The 20,181-nt window shown below is 42.0% G+C and carries 19 protein-coding genes, 1 pseudogene and 1 riboswitch; of the genes and pseudogenes, 16 read left to right on the top strand and 4 right to left on the bottom strand.

All coding sequences use genetic code 11. The annotated features are described in order from the left end of the window. Nucleotides 1–3: 3 nt before the first annotated feature. The 4 genes from KJS44_RS10120 (at nt 4) to KJS44_RS10105 (ending at nt 7,549) form a co-directional block, all read left to right on the top strand. Complete coding sequence (locus KJS44_RS10120) at nt 4–858, top strand: ABC transporter permease (protein WP_008687578.1); 855 nt, start codon at nt 4–6, stop codon at nt 856–858. Beyond that, nucleotides 855–2,750, top strand: coding sequence for an extracellular solute-binding protein (locus KJS44_RS10115; RefSeq protein WP_008687579.1), 1,896 nt, complete (start codon nt 855–857; stop codon nt 2,748–2,750). Before KJS44_RS10120 ends, KJS44_RS10115 begins: the two co-directional genes overlap by 4 nt. A gap of 146 nt (nt 2,751–2,896) precedes the next feature. Beyond that, nucleotides 2,897–2,976: riboswitch (ZMP/ZTP riboswitch) on the top strand. 52 nt (nt 2,977–3,028) lie between these two features. Further along, a complete protein-coding gene (locus KJS44_RS10110) occupies nt 3,029–4,201 on the top strand; it encodes a phosphoribosylaminoimidazolecarboxamide formyltransferase (protein ID WP_008687580.1) in 1,173 nt (390 codons plus the stop codon). A 177-nt stretch (nt 4,202–4,378) separates the two neighbouring features. Continuing rightward, nucleotides 4,379–7,549, top strand: a complete 3,171-nt coding sequence (locus KJS44_RS10105) for a CHAP domain-containing protein (RefSeq protein WP_008687581.1) — start codon at nt 4,379–4,381, stop codon at nt 7,547–7,549. Nucleotides 7,550–7,580: 31 nt separating this feature from the next. Here the strand turns inward: KJS44_RS10105 and KJS44_RS10100 are convergent, their stop codons facing one another. Further along, on the bottom strand, nt 7,581–8,459 hold the full coding sequence (locus KJS44_RS10100) for a LysR family transcriptional regulator (RefSeq protein ID WP_008687582.1): 879 nt from the start codon (nt 8,457–8,459) through the stop codon (nt 7,581–7,583). 97 nt (nt 8,460–8,556) lie between these two features. Here KJS44_RS10100 and KJS44_RS10095 point away from each other — a divergent pair, with 97 nt between their 5' ends. Both KJS44_RS10095 and KJS44_RS10090 read left to right on the top strand, forming a co-directional pair. Beyond that, nucleotides 8,557–9,120: a chromate transporter gene (locus tag KJS44_RS10095; RefSeq protein WP_008687583.1), complete on the top strand. Its 564-nt coding sequence runs from the start codon at nt 8,557–8,559 to the stop codon at nt 9,118–9,120. Further along, nucleotides 9,117–9,668 carry a chromate transporter gene (locus tag KJS44_RS10090; protein WP_008687584.1) on the top strand — a complete coding sequence of 184 codons (552 nt, stop codon included), beginning with the start codon at nt 9,117–9,119 and terminating at the stop codon, nt 9,666–9,668. The genes KJS44_RS10095 and KJS44_RS10090 overlap by 4 nt, the downstream gene beginning before the upstream one ends. Nucleotides 9,669–9,888: 220 nt before the next feature. On the opposite strand, the gene KJS44_RS10085 is transcribed toward KJS44_RS10090, so the two are convergent. The 3 genes and pseudogenes from KJS44_RS10085 to KJS44_RS10070 form a co-directional block, all read right to left on the bottom strand. Then, nucleotides 9,889–11,178 (bottom strand): amidohydrolase family protein, encoded by a 1,290-nt coding sequence (locus KJS44_RS10085; protein WP_008687585.1) that lies wholly within the window; start codon nt 11,176–11,178, stop codon nt 9,889–9,891. Further along, complete coding sequence (locus KJS44_RS10080) at nt 11,179–11,625, bottom strand: membrane protein (protein ID WP_008687587.1); 447 nt, start codon at nt 11,623–11,625, stop codon at nt 11,179–11,181. A 1-nt stretch (nt 11,626) separates the two neighbouring features. Beyond that, a pseudogene (locus tag KJS44_RS10070) lies at nt 11,627–12,454 on the bottom strand (DUF3100 domain-containing protein). A 136-nt stretch (nt 12,455–12,590) separates the two neighbouring features. On the opposite strand from KJS44_RS10070, the gene KJS44_RS10065 reads away from it, so the two are divergent. From KJS44_RS10065 to KJS44_RS10020, 10 genes are all read left to right on the top strand, one after another. Then, on the top strand, nt 12,591–13,163 hold the full coding sequence (locus KJS44_RS10065; protein ID WP_008687590.1) for a Crp/Fnr family transcriptional regulator: 573 nt from the start codon (nt 12,591–12,593) through the stop codon (nt 13,161–13,163). Further along, nucleotides 13,136–13,306, top strand: a complete 171-nt coding sequence (locus tag KJS44_RS10060) for a helix-turn-helix domain-containing protein (RefSeq protein WP_213540096.1) — start codon at nt 13,136–13,138, stop codon at nt 13,304–13,306. Before KJS44_RS10065 ends, KJS44_RS10060 begins: the two co-directional genes overlap by 28 nt. 67 nt (nt 13,307–13,373) lie before the next feature. Continuing rightward, nucleotides 13,374–13,934: a zinc-binding metallopeptidase family protein gene (locus KJS44_RS10055; RefSeq protein ID WP_244976542.1), complete on the top strand. Its 561-nt coding sequence runs from the start codon at nt 13,374–13,376 to the stop codon at nt 13,932–13,934. Nucleotides 13,935–14,170: 236 nt separating this feature from the next. Further along, entirely contained in the window at nt 14,171–14,692 is a 522-nt protein-coding gene (locus KJS44_RS10050) for a DUF5720 family protein (protein WP_404852198.1), read from the top strand. Between the two features lie 29 nt (nt 14,693–14,721). Continuing rightward, entirely contained in the window at nt 14,722–15,594 is an 873-nt protein-coding gene (locus tag KJS44_RS10045; RefSeq protein ID WP_213540095.1) for a DUF6017 domain-containing protein, read from the top strand. Beyond that, a complete protein-coding gene (locus tag KJS44_RS10040; RefSeq protein WP_244976541.1) occupies nt 15,575–16,651 on the top strand; it encodes a DUF3991 domain-containing protein in 1,077 nt (358 codons plus the stop codon). Before KJS44_RS10045 ends, KJS44_RS10040 begins: the two co-directional genes overlap by 20 nt. 13 nt (nt 16,652–16,664) lie before the next feature. Next, complete coding sequence (locus tag KJS44_RS10035) at nt 16,665–16,889, top strand: hypothetical protein (RefSeq protein WP_213540094.1); 225 nt, start codon at nt 16,665–16,667, stop codon at nt 16,887–16,889. Between the two features lie 32 nt (nt 16,890–16,921). Further along, nucleotides 16,922–17,215, top strand: coding sequence for a helix-turn-helix domain-containing protein (locus KJS44_RS10030; protein WP_213540093.1), 294 nt, complete (start codon nt 16,922–16,924; stop codon nt 17,213–17,215). After that, on the top strand, nt 17,205–18,107 hold the full coding sequence (locus KJS44_RS10025; protein ID WP_213540092.1) for a hypothetical protein: 903 nt from the start codon (nt 17,205–17,207) through the stop codon (nt 18,105–18,107). The genes KJS44_RS10030 and KJS44_RS10025 overlap by 11 nt, the downstream gene beginning before the upstream one ends. Nucleotides 18,108–18,136: 29 nt before the next feature. Then, a complete protein-coding gene (locus KJS44_RS10020; RefSeq protein ID WP_213540091.1) occupies nt 18,137–20,167 on the top strand; it encodes an LPD1 domain-containing protein in 2,031 nt (676 codons plus the stop codon). Nucleotides 20,168–20,181: the final 14 nt, after the last annotated feature.

Raw genomic sequence — 20,181 nt, 5'->3', positions numbered from 1 at the left:
CACATGAAGACATTTAAGCGTTTAACGATCCCATACATTGTATGGATGGTCGCTATGATCGTCATTCCGATGTTGTTGATTGTCTTATATGCGTTTACTAAACAGGGGAATGATGTTGTATCTTTACAATTCACATTTGATAATTTTAAGAAGTTTTTTACAGACCCGGACTTCTTAAAGACATTGTGGCTATCCTTACGAATTTCGTTAATTACCACAGTGTTATGTGTATGTATTGGTTATCCAGTTGCGTATGCGATTGCTCAGGCATCGCCTAAAAAACGGAACTTATTGATTTTGTTAGTGACGCTTCCAATGTGGATCAATATGTTGGTGCGTACGTATGCATGGATCGGTATCTTGGCTGATAATGGATTAATCAATCATATCCTAGCATTTTTTGGGCTAGAACCAACAAAATTATTATATACTGATTTCGCCGTTGTCTTAGGTATGGTATATAACTTTATCCCTTTTATGATTTTGCAAATCGAAAGCTCTTTAGCTAAAATGGATAAATCATTATTAGAAGCAGCAAATGATTTGGGGGCAAATCGTTTCCAGCGCTTTAAAAATATTACGTTTCCTTTATCGCTCCCTGGTGTAGTTTCTGGTATCACGCTTGTTTTCTTGCCATCTGTTTCCAGCTTTGTCATTCCCAAGCTGATGGGTGGAGGCGGTTATATGATGATTGGTAATGTCATAGAAAATCAATTCATCACGGTTGGCGAATGGAATTTCGGTAGCGCCATCAGTATGATCATGGCCGTTATCATCATGATCAGTATGTATATCACCCGTCGTCTTGATAAAGGGGATGATACCGTCAGAGCTAGAAAAGGAGGGAATGTACAGTGAACAATAAAAAGTTTTCCCGCCGCTTGATACTCGGACTCATTTTGGTATTTTTCTATTTTCCGATTTTATATATGCTGGTATTTTCCTTTAATGGCAGTCGTTCGCTTACCAGCTTTGATGGCTTTTCTTTGCAATGGTATGAGAAAATGTTCTCTGACCGCAATATGATGGAGGCTATTTACTATACATTGATCACTGCTGTGATTGCGACATTCATCTCTACGATCGTCGGTACGATTACGGCAATTGGTTTATCAAAATCCAAACGCATCGTTCGTGAGGTTGTACAGCAGATTAATGATCTTCCGATTATGAATCCAGAAATTGTTACGGCGGTAGGCTTAATGCTATTTTATGTTTCCATGCATATGGAAAAAGGCTTTTTGACGATGTTATTGGCACATATCGCTTTTTGTACACCTTATGTCATTTTATCCGTCATGCCAAAGCTGAGAAGTCTTGATCCTAATCTGGCAGAGGCTGCCATGGATCTTGGTGCAACACCAGCCAAAGCCATGTGGAAGGTCATTGTCCCTCAAATCATGCCGGGGATTGTTTCCGGTGCTTTAATAGCCTTTACCATGTCCTTTGATGACTTCATCATTTCCTACTTTGTCACAGGCAATGGGGTAAAGAATATATCAACCCTTGTATGGACGATGAGCAAACGTATCAATCCTAGCATCAATTCTTTATCTACCCTAATTGTTATAATGATTACCATTACATTGCTGTTTGTAAATTTAGTACCAATGGTGAAAGAAAAACGTCAAAAACAGGGAAGACCAATTTCTAATAAAGTTTTTGGTATCATCGCTGTATGCTTTACATTAGTCATTGGTTCGGTGTTAGTTGCTTTAAAAGGCGGTGTTGGTTCTTCTTCACCAGAAGATGCCATTGCTAAGTATGGCAGCGATACCTTAAAGGTATATAATTGGGGGGAATATTTAGATCCTGAAGTCAATGCGGCATTTGAAAAGAAATTTGGTGTAAAAATCGTTTATGATACCTTTGATTCAAATGAATTAATGTATACGAAGCTGCAAAGCGGTGAATCTTATGATGTATTAGTACCAAGTGATTACATGATTGAACGTCTGATTCAGGAGAAACAGCTGCAGCCTTTAGATAAATCTATGATTCCTAATCTGAGTAATCTAGCAAAAGGTGTCAAAGGCTTGCAATATGATCCAGATAATACTTACAGTGCGCCATATTTCTGGGGAACGGTTGGTATTGTCTATAATAAGCAGAAAGTTCATAAGACTGATTTGGAAAAAGAAGGCTTCAATATTTTCCATAATACGAAATATAAAGGTCATATCTATATGTATGACTCAGAACGTGATTCCTTTATGATGGCATTAAAAGCCTTAGGCTATTCCATGAATACAAGTGATAAAAAAGAGTTGAAAGATGCTTATGATTGGTTGGTCAAAGCAGTCGATATCATGGATCCGGAAATTGTGACGGATGAAGTTATTGATGCAATGATCAATGGCAATAAAGATATGGCATTAGTGTATAGTGGAGATGCTGCATATATCTTAAGTGAAAATGAAGATATGGACTATTATATGCCAAAGGAAGGAACGAACTTGTGGAGTGATGCCATGGTCATTCCTAAGAATGCTAAAAATCCAAAACTGGCAAATGATTATATCAATTTCCTTTTAGATTATGAAGCAAGTATGAAAAACACACTGTTTGTCGGTTATGCATCCAGCAATGAAGAGGTTTTAGATGAGGCAAGCAGTGAAGGTGGAGAATTTGATGGCAATCATGCATATCTGCCTCGTGTGGGTTATGCGAAAGATGAAATCTTTGAATATAATGCCGATGTGAAGAAAATTATTTCTGATTATTGGACAAAGGTAAAGATTGCAAAATAAAAGAGTTGTGAAATAGGCTTGCTTTATGCGCTATCCGATAGCCGTAATGCTTTAAAACATTATTGTTTATATAGGTGGCACAGGATACACAGATTGTTTGAATAAGCTAAAAAGATTGACGAATTTCTTATTGCATGATAAAGTTTTCATAGTTATATGACTGACGGAAGTGGAATGGACCACAGGGAGTATAATGTTAGATAAGCCGACCGTCTGGGCGTTTGTTGACGTCTGGAAGTGTCGGCTTTTTTCAATTCTTAACGGAAGGGAGTATTATAATGAAAGAAATGGAATTAAAGTATGGTTGTAATCCCAATCAGAAACCTGCTCGTATCTTCATGAAGGAAGGGGAACTTCCTATCACAATATTAAATGGAAATCCTGGATACATCAATTTGTTAGATGCTTTTAACAGCTGGCAATTGGTAAAGGAGTTAAAAGAAGCTACAGGATTGCCAAGTGCGGCTAGCTTTAAACATGTATCACCAGCCGGAGCTGCTGTCTATGTGGCGTTAAACGATGTTGAAAAGCAGATGTATTTTGTGGATGATGTGGAGTTAACACCAATGGCAAGTGCATACATTCGTGCCAGAGGCAGTGACCGTATGTCAAGCTATGGGGATTTTGCGGCTTTAAGTGATGAATGTGACGCTGCTTGTGCAAAGTATTTATCAAAAGAAGTCAGTGATGGTGTTATAGCACCTTCCTTTTCCAAAGAAGCATTAGCAATCTTAAAGAAAAAGAAAAAAGGGAAGTATGTTGTGATTCAGATGGATCCATCTTATGTGCCAGAAGTTATTGAACAAAAGGATGTTTTTGGTATTACTTTTGAACAAGGGCGAAACAATATTAAAATTAGTGATGCTTTATTTACAGAAATTCCTACCCAAAACAAAACGTTGAGCGCTGAGCAAAAACGTGATTTATTAGTAGCTTTGATTACATTAAAATATACACAATCTAATTCCGTATGTTATGTAAAAAATGGTCAGGCTGTGGGAATAGGAGCCGGTCAGCAATCCCGTGTGCATTGTACCCGCTTAGCAGGTAATAAGGCAGATAATTGGTATCTTCGTCAGCATGAAAAAGTATTGACCTTGCCATTTAAAGATGGCATTCGCAGAGCTGATCGTGATAATGCGATTGATGTTTATATTTCTGATGATTATGAAGATTTATTGAATGATGGCATGTGGCAAGAGATGTTTATGGCGAAACCAGAACCCTTTACAAAAGAAGAGAAAAAAGCATGGTTAGCAACCTTACAAAATGTTGCGTTAGGTTCTGATGCGTTCTTCCCATTTGGTGATAACATTGAGCGTGCGCATAAGAGTGGTGTCTCTTGTATCGCACAGGCGGGTGGCTCTATTCGTGATGATCATGTGATTATGACTTGCGATAAATATAATATCGCCATGTGTATGACACATGTGCGTCTGTTCCATCATTAAGTCATTAACCTCAAATAGGCATATGAGCTTATTTGAGGTTTTTTCTTTATATAAATGACACTGATTATGCAATTTTTGTATAAATGCTTGAGGTTGTAATCAAATAGGCTTATATTAAAGGCATACTAATGAGATAGGAATGAGTCCATTTCTTATTTTATTCATGGAGGGAAACAGATGAAAACAAGCAAAAAGACAATTAGAAAAGTATCATTTGCATTACTATCACTTTTTTTATCAATGAGCTTTATTTTTCAAGATAGCAATGTATTATCGAAACTACAGGCTGCTGCCATTTTTTATCCAAGGACATCGGCACCAAGTAAAAGTGATTACCATTATTATTCTGATAATCCTTTTTATCAATCTGGTTATGGTATGCCAAACTGTACAGCTTATGCTTGGGGTAGAGCATATGAAATTTTAGGATATAAACCAAATTTATCAAGAAGTCACGCTTATAATTGGTTTAACGATAATGTAAATAAGGGCGCGTTTAGCTATGGAAACACACCTAAAATTGGTTCAATCATTTGTTGGAATGGTGGTTATGGGCATGTAGCGGTAGTAGAAGCAGTAAATGGAAATACGATGACGATTTCTGAATCAGCCTATGGTGGATTTAACTTTAGAACAAAAACGGATAGTATTACTGAAATTCAGAAAAAAGATCCAGGTTTTCAAGGGTATATCTATTTAGGAAATTTTACTAATGAAAGTATTCCAAATGCTCCAACTCTTAATTTAAGCAATTCTGGCTATCATTACACGATGTCTTGGAATGATGTTGGAGCCAGTGAATATATCGTAAGAATTTATTGTGCAGATGAAGAAATGAAGGTTATAAATGTCGGAAGAAATTTCTCTTATACAATACCTTTATTAGGAAAGAATTATTGGGCAGGAGTTTCCGCTAAAAATAGTGCTGGTGAATCACCATTATCTAATTTGGTGGAGATGATACCTAACGCCTATAATTTGCTAGGTAAAGCGCAAAATCTTGGAGAGCATTTTTATGCGCAAATAGGCTTTTCTAATAACACATATTTGGTGAATGTAAATAACAATGCACAATTAGGAAACATTAATTCTTCTAATCAAGCTATTTATGAGTTTACCAGAACAGCGAATGAGGCATATACCATAAAAGATATGAAAACAGGATTATATTTAGATGTGTATCAGGCTGCTTCAAAAAGTGCTACGAATATGCAGTTCTATTCATACAATCCTGGACCTGCGCAGCGCTTCTTCATACGGAAATTTAATGATGGCTACTCATTACAACCAGAATGTGCTCCTTATATGGCAATGAATGCTTCAGGAGGAAACTTTGAATCTGGAACAAATATTCAGATATATCCAATAGATCTAACATCAGCACATAAGCTTTATATCAAAAAAGGTGAAATAAAAATTCCTGCTGTTGTAAAAGATTATAATGGTAGGTATGATGGCAAGCCACATAGTATAAGTATTGCAAATGTACCAAGTGGTTCTCAGGTGTATTATCGAACAAGTACAAGTAGCGCTTGGTCCTTAAAAAAACCAACGCGAACAAGTGCGGGAACGACCACAATATATTATAAAATAACAAATCCCCTTTATTTTCAAACGCTGAGCGGGGACGCAAAAATTACTATTCAAAAAAATATTCAGAAAGGTTATGCAAAAAGTTATAATGGAACGTATGATGGGAAATCTCATACAATAAGTTTCAATAATGTTGCCAGTGGCTCTAAGATATATTATCGTACGAGTACGAAAGCGAAATGGTCAACAAAGAAAGTAACCCGTACAAGTGCAGGAACGACGACAATTTATTATAAGATTGTAAATAGCAATTGCACAAATACGAAAACGGGAACTGTGAAAATTGTAATTAAAAAGGCATCACAAAAAGGCTATGCAAAAAGTTATTCAGGAACATATAATGGAAAGTCTCACACGATACGTATGAGTAATGTAGCAGCAGGTTCTAAAGTATATTATCGTACCAATAACAGGGCAAAATGGTCTACGAAAAAACCTACTCGCACAAGTGTTGGAACAACGGCGGTGTATTACAAAATAGTGAATAGTAATTGCACAAGGACAAAAACAGGTAGTGCTAAGATTACAATTAAAAAAGCAATACAAAAGGGTAAAGCAAAGGGGTATAGCGGTTCTTATAATGGAAAAGCCCATACGATAAGTTTTCATGATGTAACAGCGGGTACAAAGATATATTATCGTACAAGCACAAGAGCTAGCTGGTCAATGAAGAAACCAACGCGCACATCTATTGGAAAAACGACGGTATATTATAAACTAAGTAATGCAAATTGTACGAAAACGGTTTATGGTACATCTTCTATCACGGTAAAAACAGGTATGCAAAAACCTAGCGTAAAAAGTTATACAGGATATTATGATGGAAAAAATCATTCCATTTCGCTTAGCAATATAGCGAAAAACTCAGTGGTTTATTATCGTACTAGTACGAAAGGGAATTGGACAAAAACGAAACCATATCGTAAATCAATCGGTATTACAACCGTATATTATAAAATCACAAACAAGAATTACGCGACAGTATCTGGCAGCGCGAAAATCGCGATTGAACAAAAAGTGACAGGAATTAAATTAAATACCTCGTTAGTAACCCTTTATACCCCAAACACATATCAATTAAAAGCTTCCATAACACCAGCCAATGCAACAAATAAAAAAGTAACATGGACAACTAGCAACACTAATATTGCAAGCATCAGCTCTTCTGGAATAGTAACGGCCAAAGCAGCTGGTAGTGCAACAATCACCGCAAGAGCAAGTAATGGAAAAACAACCAAATGTACGATTCATGTTAATCAAAATAATGTCTATATAGCAGATGGCACATATGCTTTCACATCACCAGATGCGCGATATGCGTTAACAGCACCAGGTTCGCAAGCTTTTACTAAATTAAATATCCAACCCAATGGGGATTATAATGCGCAATATTGGAATCTACAAAATATTGGCGGTAATGCTTTTATCTTACGAAGTCAACTTGATAATAACAAGGTAGTTGATATCTATCATATCCACTCAGATTATATTACAGCAGCAAGTCAATATGAGACACCTCCAACATATTATGGGCATGTCGAAGGACATGCATATCTGAATCCCTATACAGATCCTATGGCGGATGAGTGGCAAGCGATGAAACTGTATGATGGAACGTATGTCATCAAATTAAAGCAATATCCAGACTTTAAGTTAACGCGTGGAGGAGATTATGATGCAAGTGGTAATTCCGTTTATTTGTATCATTGGAACGCATGGCAACAGACCTATTGGAAATTAATAAAAGTATTCTAAAACATAAATAAAGGAAGGGGCAATCCTTCCTTTATTTATGGGGGATGGTATTTGCCAATTTAATCAGCGTATGCATTGCATCATTGACATGTTTATGTTTCAGATATACGATGTGATTTCTATTCATCAGCTGAAGCTCAGCTAACTGTACTTCTTCAAGCGTATGGTTCTTTAATTTCTTTGTAACCATTTTTTCCGGAAGAAACGTGATACCAAAACCTTTCGTTGCGGCTTTCAATAAAGCGGTAGAATTGGTTGATGTCCATGCGGGATGTAAAGGAATATCATATAGCAAGAAACAGCTTTCTACAACATCGCGTATGGCACTGCCTTCTTCTCGCAGTAATAATGGAAATTTAGCGATATCCGATAGAGAAGTAATCGATTGCTTCTGCAATACTTCGGGATGAGCGACCGCTTTTATGTGATAGGTTGAAAAGGGCAGACAGATAAATGCATCTTGATCAATCATCCCCTCAACAAAAGCTATATCCAATTGCTGTTGGACTAGTTTATCTAAAATAGCCGAACTTGACGCGATTTCTACCTGCATCGACAAAGAGGGATAAGCTTTTTTTAAATCCTTCAAGATAGTGGTAAGAAAGTCATTTGCTATGGTGATGCTAGAACCAATGCGCAGGGTGTATTGGGAATGAATCTTTGCAACATGTTGCAGGACATCGTCATAGTGGGTTAATAAGGCATTTACTTTTTTTAAGAAGAGTTGCCCTTCCGGGGTCAAGATGGCTTTTTTGGGAAAGCGTTCAAAAAGGGGTGTCTGCAGCTCTTCTTCCAATTCACGAATGGCCTTTGAAACAGCTGGTTGTGTCATATACAAGGATTGAGCAGCTTTTGTGAAACTTTGCTGTTCTGCGGCTTTTTGAAAGATGCGAAAACGTCGAATATCCATAGTTACCTCCATAACCTATAGGTTATCTATCTTATAAAATAATATAATTTTATTTATGCTGCGTCAAATGGTAAACTATTATCGAAGAGGTGTTTTTATGAATAAGATGAAAAAGCTGACTTGGCTGTTTGGTATCAATATGTTTATCAGTGCCTTTACTTTTGGCGGCGGCTATGTCGTTATACCAATGATCCGGAAATATTATGTAGAGAATAAAGCGTTTTTCGATGAAGACGAATTAATGAAGATTGCAGCTATAGCACAGTCTTCTCCTGGTGCGATAGCTATTAATATGAGTGCTTTAAGTGGTTATCGAGTTGCTGGTAAAAGTGGCTTATTTGTTAGCTGTATTGCGGCAATTTTACCACCTTTATGCATTTTATCTATTGTTTCAGCAATTTATAGTGTGATTCGGGATAATACAATGGTCAATGCTGTATTAAAAGGGATGGAAGCAGGTGTTGCGGCATTGATTGTTGATTTGATTGTTGATATGTATGCAATGATCGTGAAAGAAAAGCAATTGTTTTTCATCTTAATGACTCCGGCGGTCTTTGTGTTAAATTATTTCTTTCAAATGAATGTGGCTGTTTTGATTATTTTGTGTGCCTTGATTTGTGTACTGAAAGTCCATATGGAGAGAAGGAGCGTGAGCATATGAGTTTATTACGATTATTTTTTGCTTTCTTTCAGATTGGCTTATTCAGTATAGGCGGTGGATATGCCATTATTCCTATGATCAGTGAACAGGTAGTTCAAAGTCAACATTGGTTGAGCGCACAAGAGTTTACGGATATCATTACAATTTCCCAAATGACACCGGGACCTTTAGCGGTGAATACTTCCACATTTGTTGGTATGCGTGTAGCAGGTATACCTGGTGCATTATGTGCAACGATTGGCTGTATCTGCATGGGGGTATGCATTGCCTATGGTATTTATCATATCTTTCAACGCTTTTCTTCCTCACGTGTTTTTATGGAAGTATTAAAAGGATTAAAAGCCGGTTCTTTGGGTCTGATTATGGCGGCAGCGGCAATCATTGTGTCGTTAGCTTTTTTCAAAGAGGGAAGGATTGCTATGGAGGCCATCCAAATACCAGCCGCCTTTATCTTTTTGATTATTTTATTCATTAGCCGCAAATGGAAGATGAATCCCATTGCTTTAATGATGCTTTCTGGTGTTGTCGGAATACTTTTTTATCAATAGATAGATGTGAAAGAATCCTTTGTAAGTGTTAGTAACTGCATATATCAAAGATAGATCGAATGAGAAAACGCATTTGCATAGCGTTTTTTTTAATTATAAATAAGTGCGGTGTATCAAAATAAGGTATACCTATTAAAAAAGAAGCATGAATGATAGATAAAATGTTCTTGCTTCTGTTTCCTATATTGATGTTTACGAAAATATTGAATAGATTTAATATTTATGACTTTCTTTGAAAGGCAACGGCTTTTTGGAAAATAGCTTTTTCATCGAGTGTTAATATCTTATGATCTTTCATCAGCCATTTTCCATTGACCATACTATGCAGCACATCATGCCCTTCCACACATTCTACTAAAGTGTTTGTAAGGTTGCCGCTGGGATAAAGATGAGGCTGATGGATATTAAGAAATATCAGATCGGCTAAATAGCCGGGTTTGATACAACCCAAATTTTTTTCTTGCATAAGGGCTGTCCCATTTGTAATGGCCATATGCAAGAGTTCTTTGGCGCTTAAAATATGACGATCATGGTTTGCGATGCCATGTGTCACATGAATCATACAACGAAGCTGACGCATTTCATTCCACAGGCTTAAGCCTCCATGAGCACTTCCATCACTGCCTAAGGCAAGTAAAAGACCCTGCTTTTTTAAGGTGGGATAGGGTGCCAAAGCTTTGGCACTATTACTGAAAGGGCATAGTACAACATGTGTATGATGCTTCTGCATCAGGGATATTTCTTCTTCATCTACGATGAGAGAATGGGCGCCTACAAAGCGCTCATCTAGAATCTTTAATTGATCAAGATAGGTATATGGACGCATACCGTATTTTGCAATAACAGCGTGTACCTCTTGTTCATATTCATTCATATGAACTTGCAATAAAGCATTACGGGCTTTGGCATGAGCATGTATTTCTTTAATCAAACGCTCACTAACAGATAATAACGTGCGTAGGGAATAGCTGACTTTCAAATTGCCTTTTTGATGCCACGTATCATAAAAAGCATCATTTTTAGCCAAAGCGCTCTCTACATCATCCTGTATTTGGATGGGAAGACTTGCATCGTCCATCGTACTACAGGTTAACTGTGCCCGCAAACCACTTTGTGCATAGATCTTAGCTGCGGCATCCATATGGTAGCTGCCGGCATCTAAAAACGAGGTCGTACCATTACGTATCATTTCAAGAGCAGCCAATTCAGCATTTAACTGCATGATTTCATCTGTCAGCGTACTTTCAAAAGGTAACATGATATCTTTCCATATCATTCCGGATGCATCTAAGACACATCCCTTTAACAATTGTTGCCCGGTATGCATATGAGCATCACATAAACCAGGCATTACAAGCAAGCCTTTTCCGGATAAACATTCTTCTTTTGGATAAGGAGTTAAGCAGCCATGATTTGCTATTTCATGAATACATGTGTCTTGAATACGGATATCTTGATGTTCTTTAACCTCCATCGTTTCATCCAGATAAGCAATATCTTGTAACAGCATTTAGATAGCTCCTGTGATGGACAGCATTATCTGGGCAACTACGGCTGAACCTAAAAAAGTTCCTGTCATGACCAAGAGGCCGATGATGATCATTTTCCATCCCTGGGCAGCGAATTCTTTTAACTGATCGCTAATAGAGATACCGGCAAATGCCCCTACCATTGTTAAAGGTGCCGTAAAGTTGATCTGATTAACGGATGTAATGACAAATTCCCGACAGAAAGAAAGGGGGGATGCTGCTAATAACCCTAATAGGGAACAGTAGGCTACGATGGGTAAGCGTATAGGTAATACTTTACTAATGACAACACCACATAAAGATAAAACGAATAGGATGCCAATACCTGGTAATGACTCTATGAGTCCAACTTGAAATCCGACAAAATTAGCTAAGGCAATGCCACAGCTAGCTACGATAAATAAAAAAATCCATTCTTGTATGCGCATGTTATTCGCCTCTCTTTCTGCTAATGCGTGGTGCTAAGATGTCATATAATTTTTTTGTTAAGGGAATACCAATAAAGATGGCAACATAAATTCCTGTGATTCCGCTGATGGTTTCACTGGCACTGGCTAATGCAGAAAGCTGATCTGCCATCGTCGGATAAATCGTGGATAAAGATGCGGTAGCACTTGCCATCATGATACCGGCCCCTACACCGGAAGCCATCCCTAAGGCATAGGGATGAAATTACGAAGTGGCAGCGCTCATAGAAGCCAGAAAACCAAAATAAATCGTTCCAATCATGCCACCAACGATATAGATGGATAAGCTTCCTCTGGTTTCTGGTGAATCCGGACCAAACATATCGGTAATCAATGCCAGATTACTTTCTCGATTAATTGAGTGTGTGGCTCCAATAGCTTCTCTTTTTAGACCTAACAATAGGGCAATTGGCAATGCTAAGAAGATGGTTCCTAAATTACCGATTTCTTGTAATAATAAGGCAGGTCCGGCGGAAATGACGGTTTCTAGACTGGCTCCGGCATTAACGCCTAACTTGACGATAAAAGGACATATCGCAACAATAACCAATTTACTGGCAGCTTTGACCTCTTTTCGCTTAATGAACTTTGTAACACATGGTCCTGCACATACCCCCATAAGAATTGCATAAAAGATGGGGAATAGGATAAAAGTTCCTTTCCAAATCGGTAATTTGATTACGCCAATACCATCTGCAATCACGATAAATACAAAAGCCAGCAGATATAATTTATATTCCTGCCGCAAGCGTTCTTGTAAAGAACGATATGAATACTTTTCTTTTTTCATATAAACCTTCTTCCTCTTTCTCTTTTGTTCCTTGTAATGGTAACAGATCATAATTAGGTAAAAAAAGGACAAATGGGCTATTTTCAAGGAAAATTTTTACTATTTTCATGATACAATCAATGATGAAGGTGATACTGTGACATTGGAAGAAGTATATCATATCGTGCCCCAATTAAAAGACTATCTTACGTATATGCCTGAAGAATATAAAAAGCGTCTTATCATCAAGGTACATCCAAGTGGATATATCATTCATCAAAAAGATAGTCCGCTTGACTATTTTGGAATTGTCGCCAGTGGTGAACATCGGGTCATTAATGAATTTGAGAATGGCAATATATTTATGATTGAAAAAAATGAACCGATAGATTTCATTGGGGAAGTAACGATTTTAGCAGGCATGCCGAAAACCAGCGTGACGATTGAGACAATTACAGAAAGTATCATTTTATACTTAAGCAGGCAAGATTTTGAAGATTGGATTGCTAAGGATATACACTTTTTGCGTCTGGTTGCGGCAAAAGTTGCCTTAAAACTATATCGTTCGAGTTATAATCGTGGGGCAAAGCTGTTTTATCCTCCCCAATTCTTATTACTGGATTATCTGATCAATTATGTGGAATCTGCCTTTTTAAAGATCCGCAGGCAATGCATATCGTCGTTAAAAAAACACGCAATGTATTGTATGAAGAAATTGGCATCAGTGTAAAAACATTAAATCGTACGATTGCCAGATTGAAAGAGGAAGGTCTGTTTGCTATACAGAAGGGGAAAATCACAATGTCGCCGAAACAGTTGAAGTGCGCTAAGGAGCGAATTGGGTATTATCGGCAGATGAATGTGAAACAATAAGGCGTATCTCATGGTAATTCAAAGAGAATGTGGTACAATAACACTATGTTTATGGAGGATGTATAAAATGGAAACTATTTTGAATCATGCATTTGCTCATCAAAAGTATTTTGAAGAGATGACGCGTATCCCTCATGGTTCTTTTCATGAGGAGGCATATAGTGCTTATTTAGAAGAATTCGCAAAAGCACATCAGTTTACGTATGAACGTGATGAAATGAATAATGTCATTATATGTAAGCCGGCAAGCAAGGGCTATGAAGAGCATGAACCGATCATTTTACAAGCTCATATGGATATGGTTTGTGAGAAACATCGCGATGTGGATTTTGACTTTGCAAAGGATGCTTTAAAGTTAAAACTGGAAGACGGTTATTTAATGGCGGAAGGAACGACGCTAGGCGCGGATGATGGTGTCGGTGTGGCATATATGCTGGCTTTATTGGATGATCAAGAGGCCAAACATCCAATGCTGGAATGCATTTTTACCGTACAGGAGTATGGCATACCACCTTGTACGTCATACGGATGCGTGACTTCCAATACGCCAGAAACCTTGCAACCACGGGCTTTTGTGGGCGTTCCACTCATTACAGAGTGCTCGCTTGTACAACGTGTTTTTTACTAATTCTGTACCGTCCAATTAGCACGCTATTAGCAAACTCCTTATGCCGACCTAGGGAAATCTTTTTTCTGTTCACGCTTGTTGACTGCGATTATTATACTTTTGAGACTACCTTATGTCAAGCATTGAAACGTGAGTAAACACCCCTAATTACAATTTGATATGAACATTCAACGCCATAGGCTTTCAGAATCCTATGGCGTTTTATTATACCCATTTTTAGGAGAAAGGAGATTCACATGGAATTAAACGAAATGGAAAAACGGATGCTTTTTCAGGTTGAGGGTGACTATCAATCCAAAGTCCTGAACGAACTTTACATGACCGCCCGGTACACAAAGAATCCCGAACAGCGGAAGGCAGCGGAAAATCTAATGGCAAAGCTGCGCATCCTGACGGATGCCGAGTGCATGGACATCGTGCGGGATATTCAGAAGAATTACCGTCTGCCCTACCCGCCCCGGACGATTGGGGAAAAGATTGCCGAGGCCAGGCAGCAATCCGGCGCAGAGAAATTGAAGGGGCATGACATCATGGCGTTGGAACGCTTTGACCCGGAGGTAAGGCACATGATCGTCTTTGATGTGCTGTCCTATGATTCCCCTGTGGGTGACAAGGGCGATAAGATGCGCCTGTTCCTTACGGATGCCGGTTATCAGAAATTCTTAGACAGCCAGGAACGGGGCGAGGTCAAACTGAAAAACCATGCAAAGGTCTCAGGCGGGCACCTCCACTATGACCGCAGGGACCGCGCTTTGTAACGCAATAACCGAAGAAAGGAGGCTGTGAAATGGCTGTATTCCGTGTAGAGAAAACGAAGGACTTTACGGTTATGAGCAATCACCACCTGCGCAATACGGAACTGTCCTTAAAGGCGAAGGGGCTTCTTTCCCTTATGCTGTCGCTGCCGGAAGATTGGGACTATACCACAAAAGGTCTGGCCCACATTTGCAGGGATGGCGTGGATTCCATTACCACCGCCCTGAAGGAGCTGGAACGGTACGGGTATCTCACCAGGCAGCGCCTCCGCTATGAAAACGGACAGCTCGGAGACATCGAGTATACGATCCACGAAAAGCCCGTAACCGGCGTAAAACAAGGTGTTTCACCTAAACGGGAAAATCCAAGACAGGTAAATCCAAGACAGGCAAAACCTGAACAGGCGGAACCTGAACAGGAAAATCCCGCACAATTAAATACTAATCCACAAAGGACTAAAAAATCAAAAACGGATATATCAAGAACACATCAATCAATCTATCCGGCAGAGCCGGAAACGGCAGGCTGTCAGGATGGGATTGATAGGATGGATACGGCAGAGGCATACCGTGAAATTATCAAAGAGAATGTTGAGTATGACTTCCTGGTCCCCCGTTATGGGAGGGAACGCATGGACGAGACTGTGGAGCTTATACTGGAAACGGTGCTGTCAAGACGGCCATATATCCGCATTGCTGGAGACGATTTCCCACGGGAGGTTGTCAGGAGCCGGTTCTTAAAGATCAATTCCGGCCACCTGGAGTATGTTTTTGACTGTATCGACAAAAACGTTACGAAGGTCAACAATATCAAGGCTTATCTGCTGGCGGCGCTGTATAACGCTCCGGCAACGATGGACAGCTATTACCGTGCGGAGGTCAACCATGACCTGTACGGCTGTTAGGCGCTTTCGGGCGTTTTTTTCATATCATCACAGGAAGGAGGCGAAGCACGATGAAACGAAAATCTGTGCCGGCGCCATGCCCGGCGTAACCAAAGAGCAGATTCAGGCGGCACGGGAGGCCGACCTGTTCGTCTATCTGCAATCCCATGAGCCTGGTGTGCTCAAACGGGACGGTCCCAATTACCGGCACAAGGAGCATGACAGCCTGGTCTATGTGACCGGGAAACGGTACTGGTACTGGAACAGCCGGGGCCGGAGTATCAACGCCCTGGATTACCTGATCCAGATTCGGGGCTATGGTCTGGTGGATGCGGTTCAAACACTGGCAGGCGGAGAAATCCGGCAGATGCCGGCTTATCAGCGCACGGTGGCAAAGCAGGCGCAAAAAGAGCCGGAAAAGAAACCGTTTACGCTGCCCTGGGCCAGACGGTGCGCCACCGCCGCTGTTTCGTATTTGCAGCGGCGCGGGATCAGCTCGGATGTGATCAGCCGGTGCTTTCGGAAAGGGCTTTTCTATGAGGCCCGGTATCATGGCGAACCGGTCTGTGTGTTTGTCGGTAAGGATGGCGCAGGAAAAGCAAAGTTTGCCTGTATGCGCAGTATCACCGGCAATCTCAAAAAGGATGTTTACGGCAGCGACAAGGAATTTAGCTTCTGCTACCCGCCGCAGAAACCAGGCAGCCGCCATGTGGCGGTTTTTGAGGCTCCCATTGACGCTCTTTCCCATGCCACGCTGCAGGAGCTTGAAGGCTGGAAATGGGATGGCTACCGCTTATCTCTGGGAGGCACTTCCCATGTGGCGCTGACCGCATTTCTGGAACACCACCCGGAAATAAAGCGGGTTACGCTTTACATGGACAATGATCTTGGCGGCCTTACCAATGCCCGGAAAATCAAAGCCATGCTCCATGAGGACCAGCGTTTTAAGCATATCCGGGTAGGCATCAACCCGCCCCGCATCGGAAAGGACTATAACGAAAAGCTGTTACATACCAGGGAACAGATCAAGGACCGCCAACTACTATGCCGCCAGAAACAGGCGGCAGTTTCAATTTAAGGGGGATTTTGGTATGAATGAAACACAGCAGATTTGCTTTACGGACAGCGCTGGAAATGCGTTGTTTTCAATTCCTGATAATGGCCTTCTCTGTCTGCGCTATGGGAATGGAGACCGGCATTTTTCTCTTTGCCGTCGTCTGAACCAAACCCATGCGGAGATTGACGGCGTGAAATATTCTCTCCGGGAATTTGCCCGGAGAATGGAACACAACAAAATCAGTTTTGCCCCAGCTTAACAATGGGGTCAGGATAACAGGAGGATTTTAACATGACGAAAACAGAAAATACCGCTTTGCAGATGATCGCCGAAGCTGCCCGGTGCCCGGAATATGGCCCTGATATGGTTAAGGCATTGATGGAAAAGCTGGACATGAACGAAAAGGGCTTTGCGCTTCTGATGAACGTTACTCCCTCTACTGTCCGGCTCTGGACCAGCGGTGCCGTTCAGCCCAGCGGCACGGCAAAACGCCTGATGCAGATTTATGAGACCGGGCCGGAAATCGTGAGCAAGATCGCCGGCGGACAGCGCCCGGAAGATGGGAGGAACTTGATTGAACAGTGAACCGCTTCCGCAGATTCATTTGATCCGCGACACGGACCTTATTACATTTGCTTATGAGCTCCATATCTTTGCGGGCGACTTCCTGCGGGAATCAGAATTTAATATCCATTCCCTGGTGACGAATACCGGGGCGGATTCGATTGCCATTATGGGGAAAAACCACATGTGGCTGTCGGATGCCCTGCACGCCTACTGTTCCACGGCAGACCTCCACCAGATGATCTTTACAACGGAATATATCGGGGCAAGGGCTTTCTTATTCCACACGGACCGGAAAGAGGATGGCCGCCTGTACGGTGATGTTATGATGCTGGACTTAGATACGCTGCGCCAGGACGTGAAAAGAAATATCCTCTCTCCTTACGGTGTTGACGTATATCATCCGAATGGATGCATGGAAACAGTCAGCCTTGAAAAATGGCACTCTATGGAGCTTTACGAAAAAGACGCCCTGAAAAGCTGGGGGTTCTGCTACAGGCCGGAACAGGTCACAGAATGGCAGCACCACTATTCCGAAATGTTCAGCCAGTGGAAGGAGCAGGCATTTTCCTACATGGTTCAGGATTTGGAGGAACTTCTGAATGTCGGCTACATGGAGGCGGCGCAAAATCCTGATACAGATATGTACCGCATACCGTTGGGTACGGCCAGGCAGATGCTTCTTTATGATGAAGCGCCGGTTTACCGGCTTCTCCCTTCCGGTCCGGAAAAGATACCCCCTATTGCGGCGGTCACAACAGGCTTATGGTATGAGAACTACCGGGAATTTGCCGTTACCCCGGAGGATTTGGGTGCGATAGATGCCCTGGTACGCAGGGAAACGGACCGGCTCGCAGGGAACCGCCCGAAACTTTATCAATCAGAGAAAAACCGTTCCACCCCGGAACGGTAAATTTTTGCACAGACTGGAGGTGATAATGTTTGGCAGATAATTTACAGCATGAGGATTTTGGGGAAAAGATCGGAGGCGCGAAAAAAGACCTTTGGAAAGACCGCGGCCTATATGTAGATGACCTGGGCGGCATGAATGAGCGGGAGGCGGAGAAATTCGTCAAGAAGGATAATGTCTGGAAAAAGCCGGACTATCAGGCCATGCTTGACGATGGTGTTCCCCTCGGTGTTGTTTACTTTATCAAAAAGGCACGGGACAGTCTGGGGGCTTCCCCCCAGTACCGGTACAGTGACAAGACCCCGGAGCTTAGGCGTGCCAGGCAGGAGGAATATATTGAGACCGTCCGGCAGCTACAGGCCGTGATCGAGGATGTGCGTACACTGGATGACGCCATGCAAGCCTATGACCGCTTTCTGGTACAGAATGGATATGTGGAGCAGGTGCAGGGCTGGGGCAGCGGAATCCATTACCGTGCCACAAAGAAAGGCCAGGACAATCCGGTCATTACCAATAAACTGGCGCAGACCTTATATATCCGCTCTGCTTCCCACTTTGACCGGAATTTCACGCAGAAGGCACAGCAGGAACAGTTTGGCGTTTCCAAAGACCAGAAGGTGCCAAGAGGCTACGCGATCTACTTCAATGACGGGAAAAACACCTATTCCAGAAATAACGACTGGAAACCTAGCACTTATTATGTGACGAAGGGCTATTCCATTTTGCAGACAAACTTTGAGTCTCGTGAGGCGGCCCTGAAATGGGTACAGGATTTTGCCCGGCAGCGGAGTAAAGGCGGAAAGGTCCGGTTTACCCCTCCGCAGCTTGCGTATGTGAGAAGAACGGGGCCGGACTACCGGAGCGGCCAGGAGATCACAGGCCAGCATTACCTTGAAACCTTCGGCTTCCGCGGCGGCGAGTTTGGGAACTGGATGAACCAGAATGACCGGCAGGCGTCCCTAAACATGGGATTTGAAGCACTGAAAGACCTAGCGGCTGCCTTACAGATCAGCGATCAGGATATTGCCTTTGGGGGCACGCTTGCTATTGCTTTCGGTGCCAGAGGCAGCGGCAACGCCGCGGCCCATTATGAACCGCTCCGCAAAGTCATTAACCTTACGAAGATGCACGGCGCTGGTTCCCTGGCGCATGAATGGTGGCACGGATTTGACGATTACCTGGGTACGAAGATGGGCGCAAAGGGGATGCTTTCGGAACAGCCCCGCCTCTATGCTCCATTCCAGAAGCTGATTGAAACCATGAAATATAAGCCGGAGACACCGGAGCAGGCGGCGGCCCGTACCGAAGCACAGACAGAACGCACCCGGAAAAATGCTGCAAGCTGGCTGGATTCAGCAGTGCTCGGTTCCCTGAAACAGCATGGCAATGAGGAACAGATGGAAACTTACGCGGTTCTCAGGGAGGTGTTCTTGTCCGGCGAGGCCGGCTCCGTGGAACAGATCAGCGCCTTTAAGAAGTCTGTCACTGGGCGGGTGATCCCAAAAAGTGAGCGGGAACGTCTGGAAATATTTGAGCACATGTTGTCCGGGATGCAGGCACAGGAGGTGCCGCAAATCGGGCGGGTGGAAACCGATTTTTACCGGAACTCCGTTCGCATGGGTAAGGAATGCGAAAAGGACGGGGGCTATTGGGACAGCAACGTGGAAATGACCGCCAGGGCTTTTGCCTGTTATATCAAGGATAAGCTGCCCTATCAATCGGATTATCTGGCGGGCCACGCGGATTGTGCCGCTACCTTTGTTTCCAATAAAGACGGAAAAATGGAGGTTTTGAAAGCCTATCCTGAAGGTGAGGAACGGCGGGCTATCAACGCGGCATTTGACGAGATCGTGTCTGACCTGAAATTACAGCACATTCTTACCCATGAGAAAACGACGCTGCCATTGCCGGCACATATTTCACCGTTGGCTGAAAATGAGCAGATTTCCATATTTACGATGGATCGGCCTTCGGTCATGGCACAGCTTGCAGCGGCGAAGCCAGCAGAAAAAACCACCCCGGCACAGGCGGTTCCGAAAAAGAGCCATGTGCCGGAGATATAGGAGGTGTGAAAGAT

The sequence above is a fragment of the Longicatena caecimuris genome (assembly GCF_018406465.1).
GTDB lineage: Bacteria > Bacillota_I > Bacilli_A > Erysipelotrichales > Erysipelotrichaceae > Longicatena > Longicatena caecimuris.
The sequence above is the reverse complement of the archived record's forward strand: the minus strand, read 5'-3'. Positions and strand labels throughout refer to the sequence as shown.

What these genes read in the sequence shown, in the direction of transcription:
- KJS44_RS10120 (WP_008687578.1), top strand. Translation starts at nt 4, where the DNA reads ATGAAGACATTTAAGCGTTTAACGATCCCATACATTGTATGGATGGTC.
- KJS44_RS10110 (WP_008687580.1), top strand. Translation starts at nt 3,029, where the DNA reads ATGAAAGAAATGGAATTAAAGTATGGTTGTAATCCCAATCAGAAACCT.
- KJS44_RS10105 (WP_008687581.1), top strand. Translation starts at nt 4,379, where the DNA reads ATGAAAACAAGCAAAAAGACAATTAGAAAAGTATCATTTGCATTACTA.
- KJS44_RS10100 (WP_008687582.1), bottom strand. Translation starts at nt 8,459, where the DNA reads ATGGATATTCGACGTTTTCGCATCTTTCAAAAAGCCGCAGAACAGCAA.
- KJS44_RS10095 (WP_008687583.1), top strand. Translation starts at nt 8,557, where the DNA reads ATGAATAAGATGAAAAAGCTGACTTGGCTGTTTGGTATCAATATGTTT.
- KJS44_RS10090 (WP_008687584.1), top strand. Translation starts at nt 9,117, where the DNA reads ATGAGTTTATTACGATTATTTTTTGCTTTCTTTCAGATTGGCTTATTC.
- KJS44_RS10085 (WP_008687585.1), bottom strand. Translation starts at nt 11,178, where the DNA reads ATGCTGTTACAAGATATTGCTTATCTGGATGAAACGATGGAGGTTAAA.
- KJS44_RS10080 (WP_008687587.1), bottom strand. Translation starts at nt 11,625, where the DNA reads ATGCGCATACAAGAATGGATTTTTTTATTTATCGTAGCTAGCTGTGGC.
- KJS44_RS10055 (WP_244976542.1), top strand. Translation starts at nt 13,374, where the DNA reads ATGGAAACTATTTTGAATCATGCATTTGCTCATCAAAAGTATTTTGAA.
- KJS44_RS10050 (WP_404852198.1), top strand. Translation starts at nt 14,171, where the DNA reads ATGGAATTAAACGAAATGGAAAAACGGATGCTTTTTCAGGTTGAGGGT.
- KJS44_RS10045 (WP_213540095.1), top strand. Translation starts at nt 14,722, where the DNA reads ATGGCTGTATTCCGTGTAGAGAAAACGAAGGACTTTACGGTTATGAGC.
- KJS44_RS10040 (WP_244976541.1), top strand. Translation starts at nt 15,575, where the DNA reads ATGACCTGTACGGCTGTTAGGCGCTTTCGGGCGTTTTTTTCATATCAT.
- KJS44_RS10035 (WP_213540094.1), top strand. Translation starts at nt 16,665, where the DNA reads ATGAATGAAACACAGCAGATTTGCTTTACGGACAGCGCTGGAAATGCG.
- KJS44_RS10030 (WP_213540093.1), top strand. Translation starts at nt 16,922, where the DNA reads ATGACGAAAACAGAAAATACCGCTTTGCAGATGATCGCCGAAGCTGCC.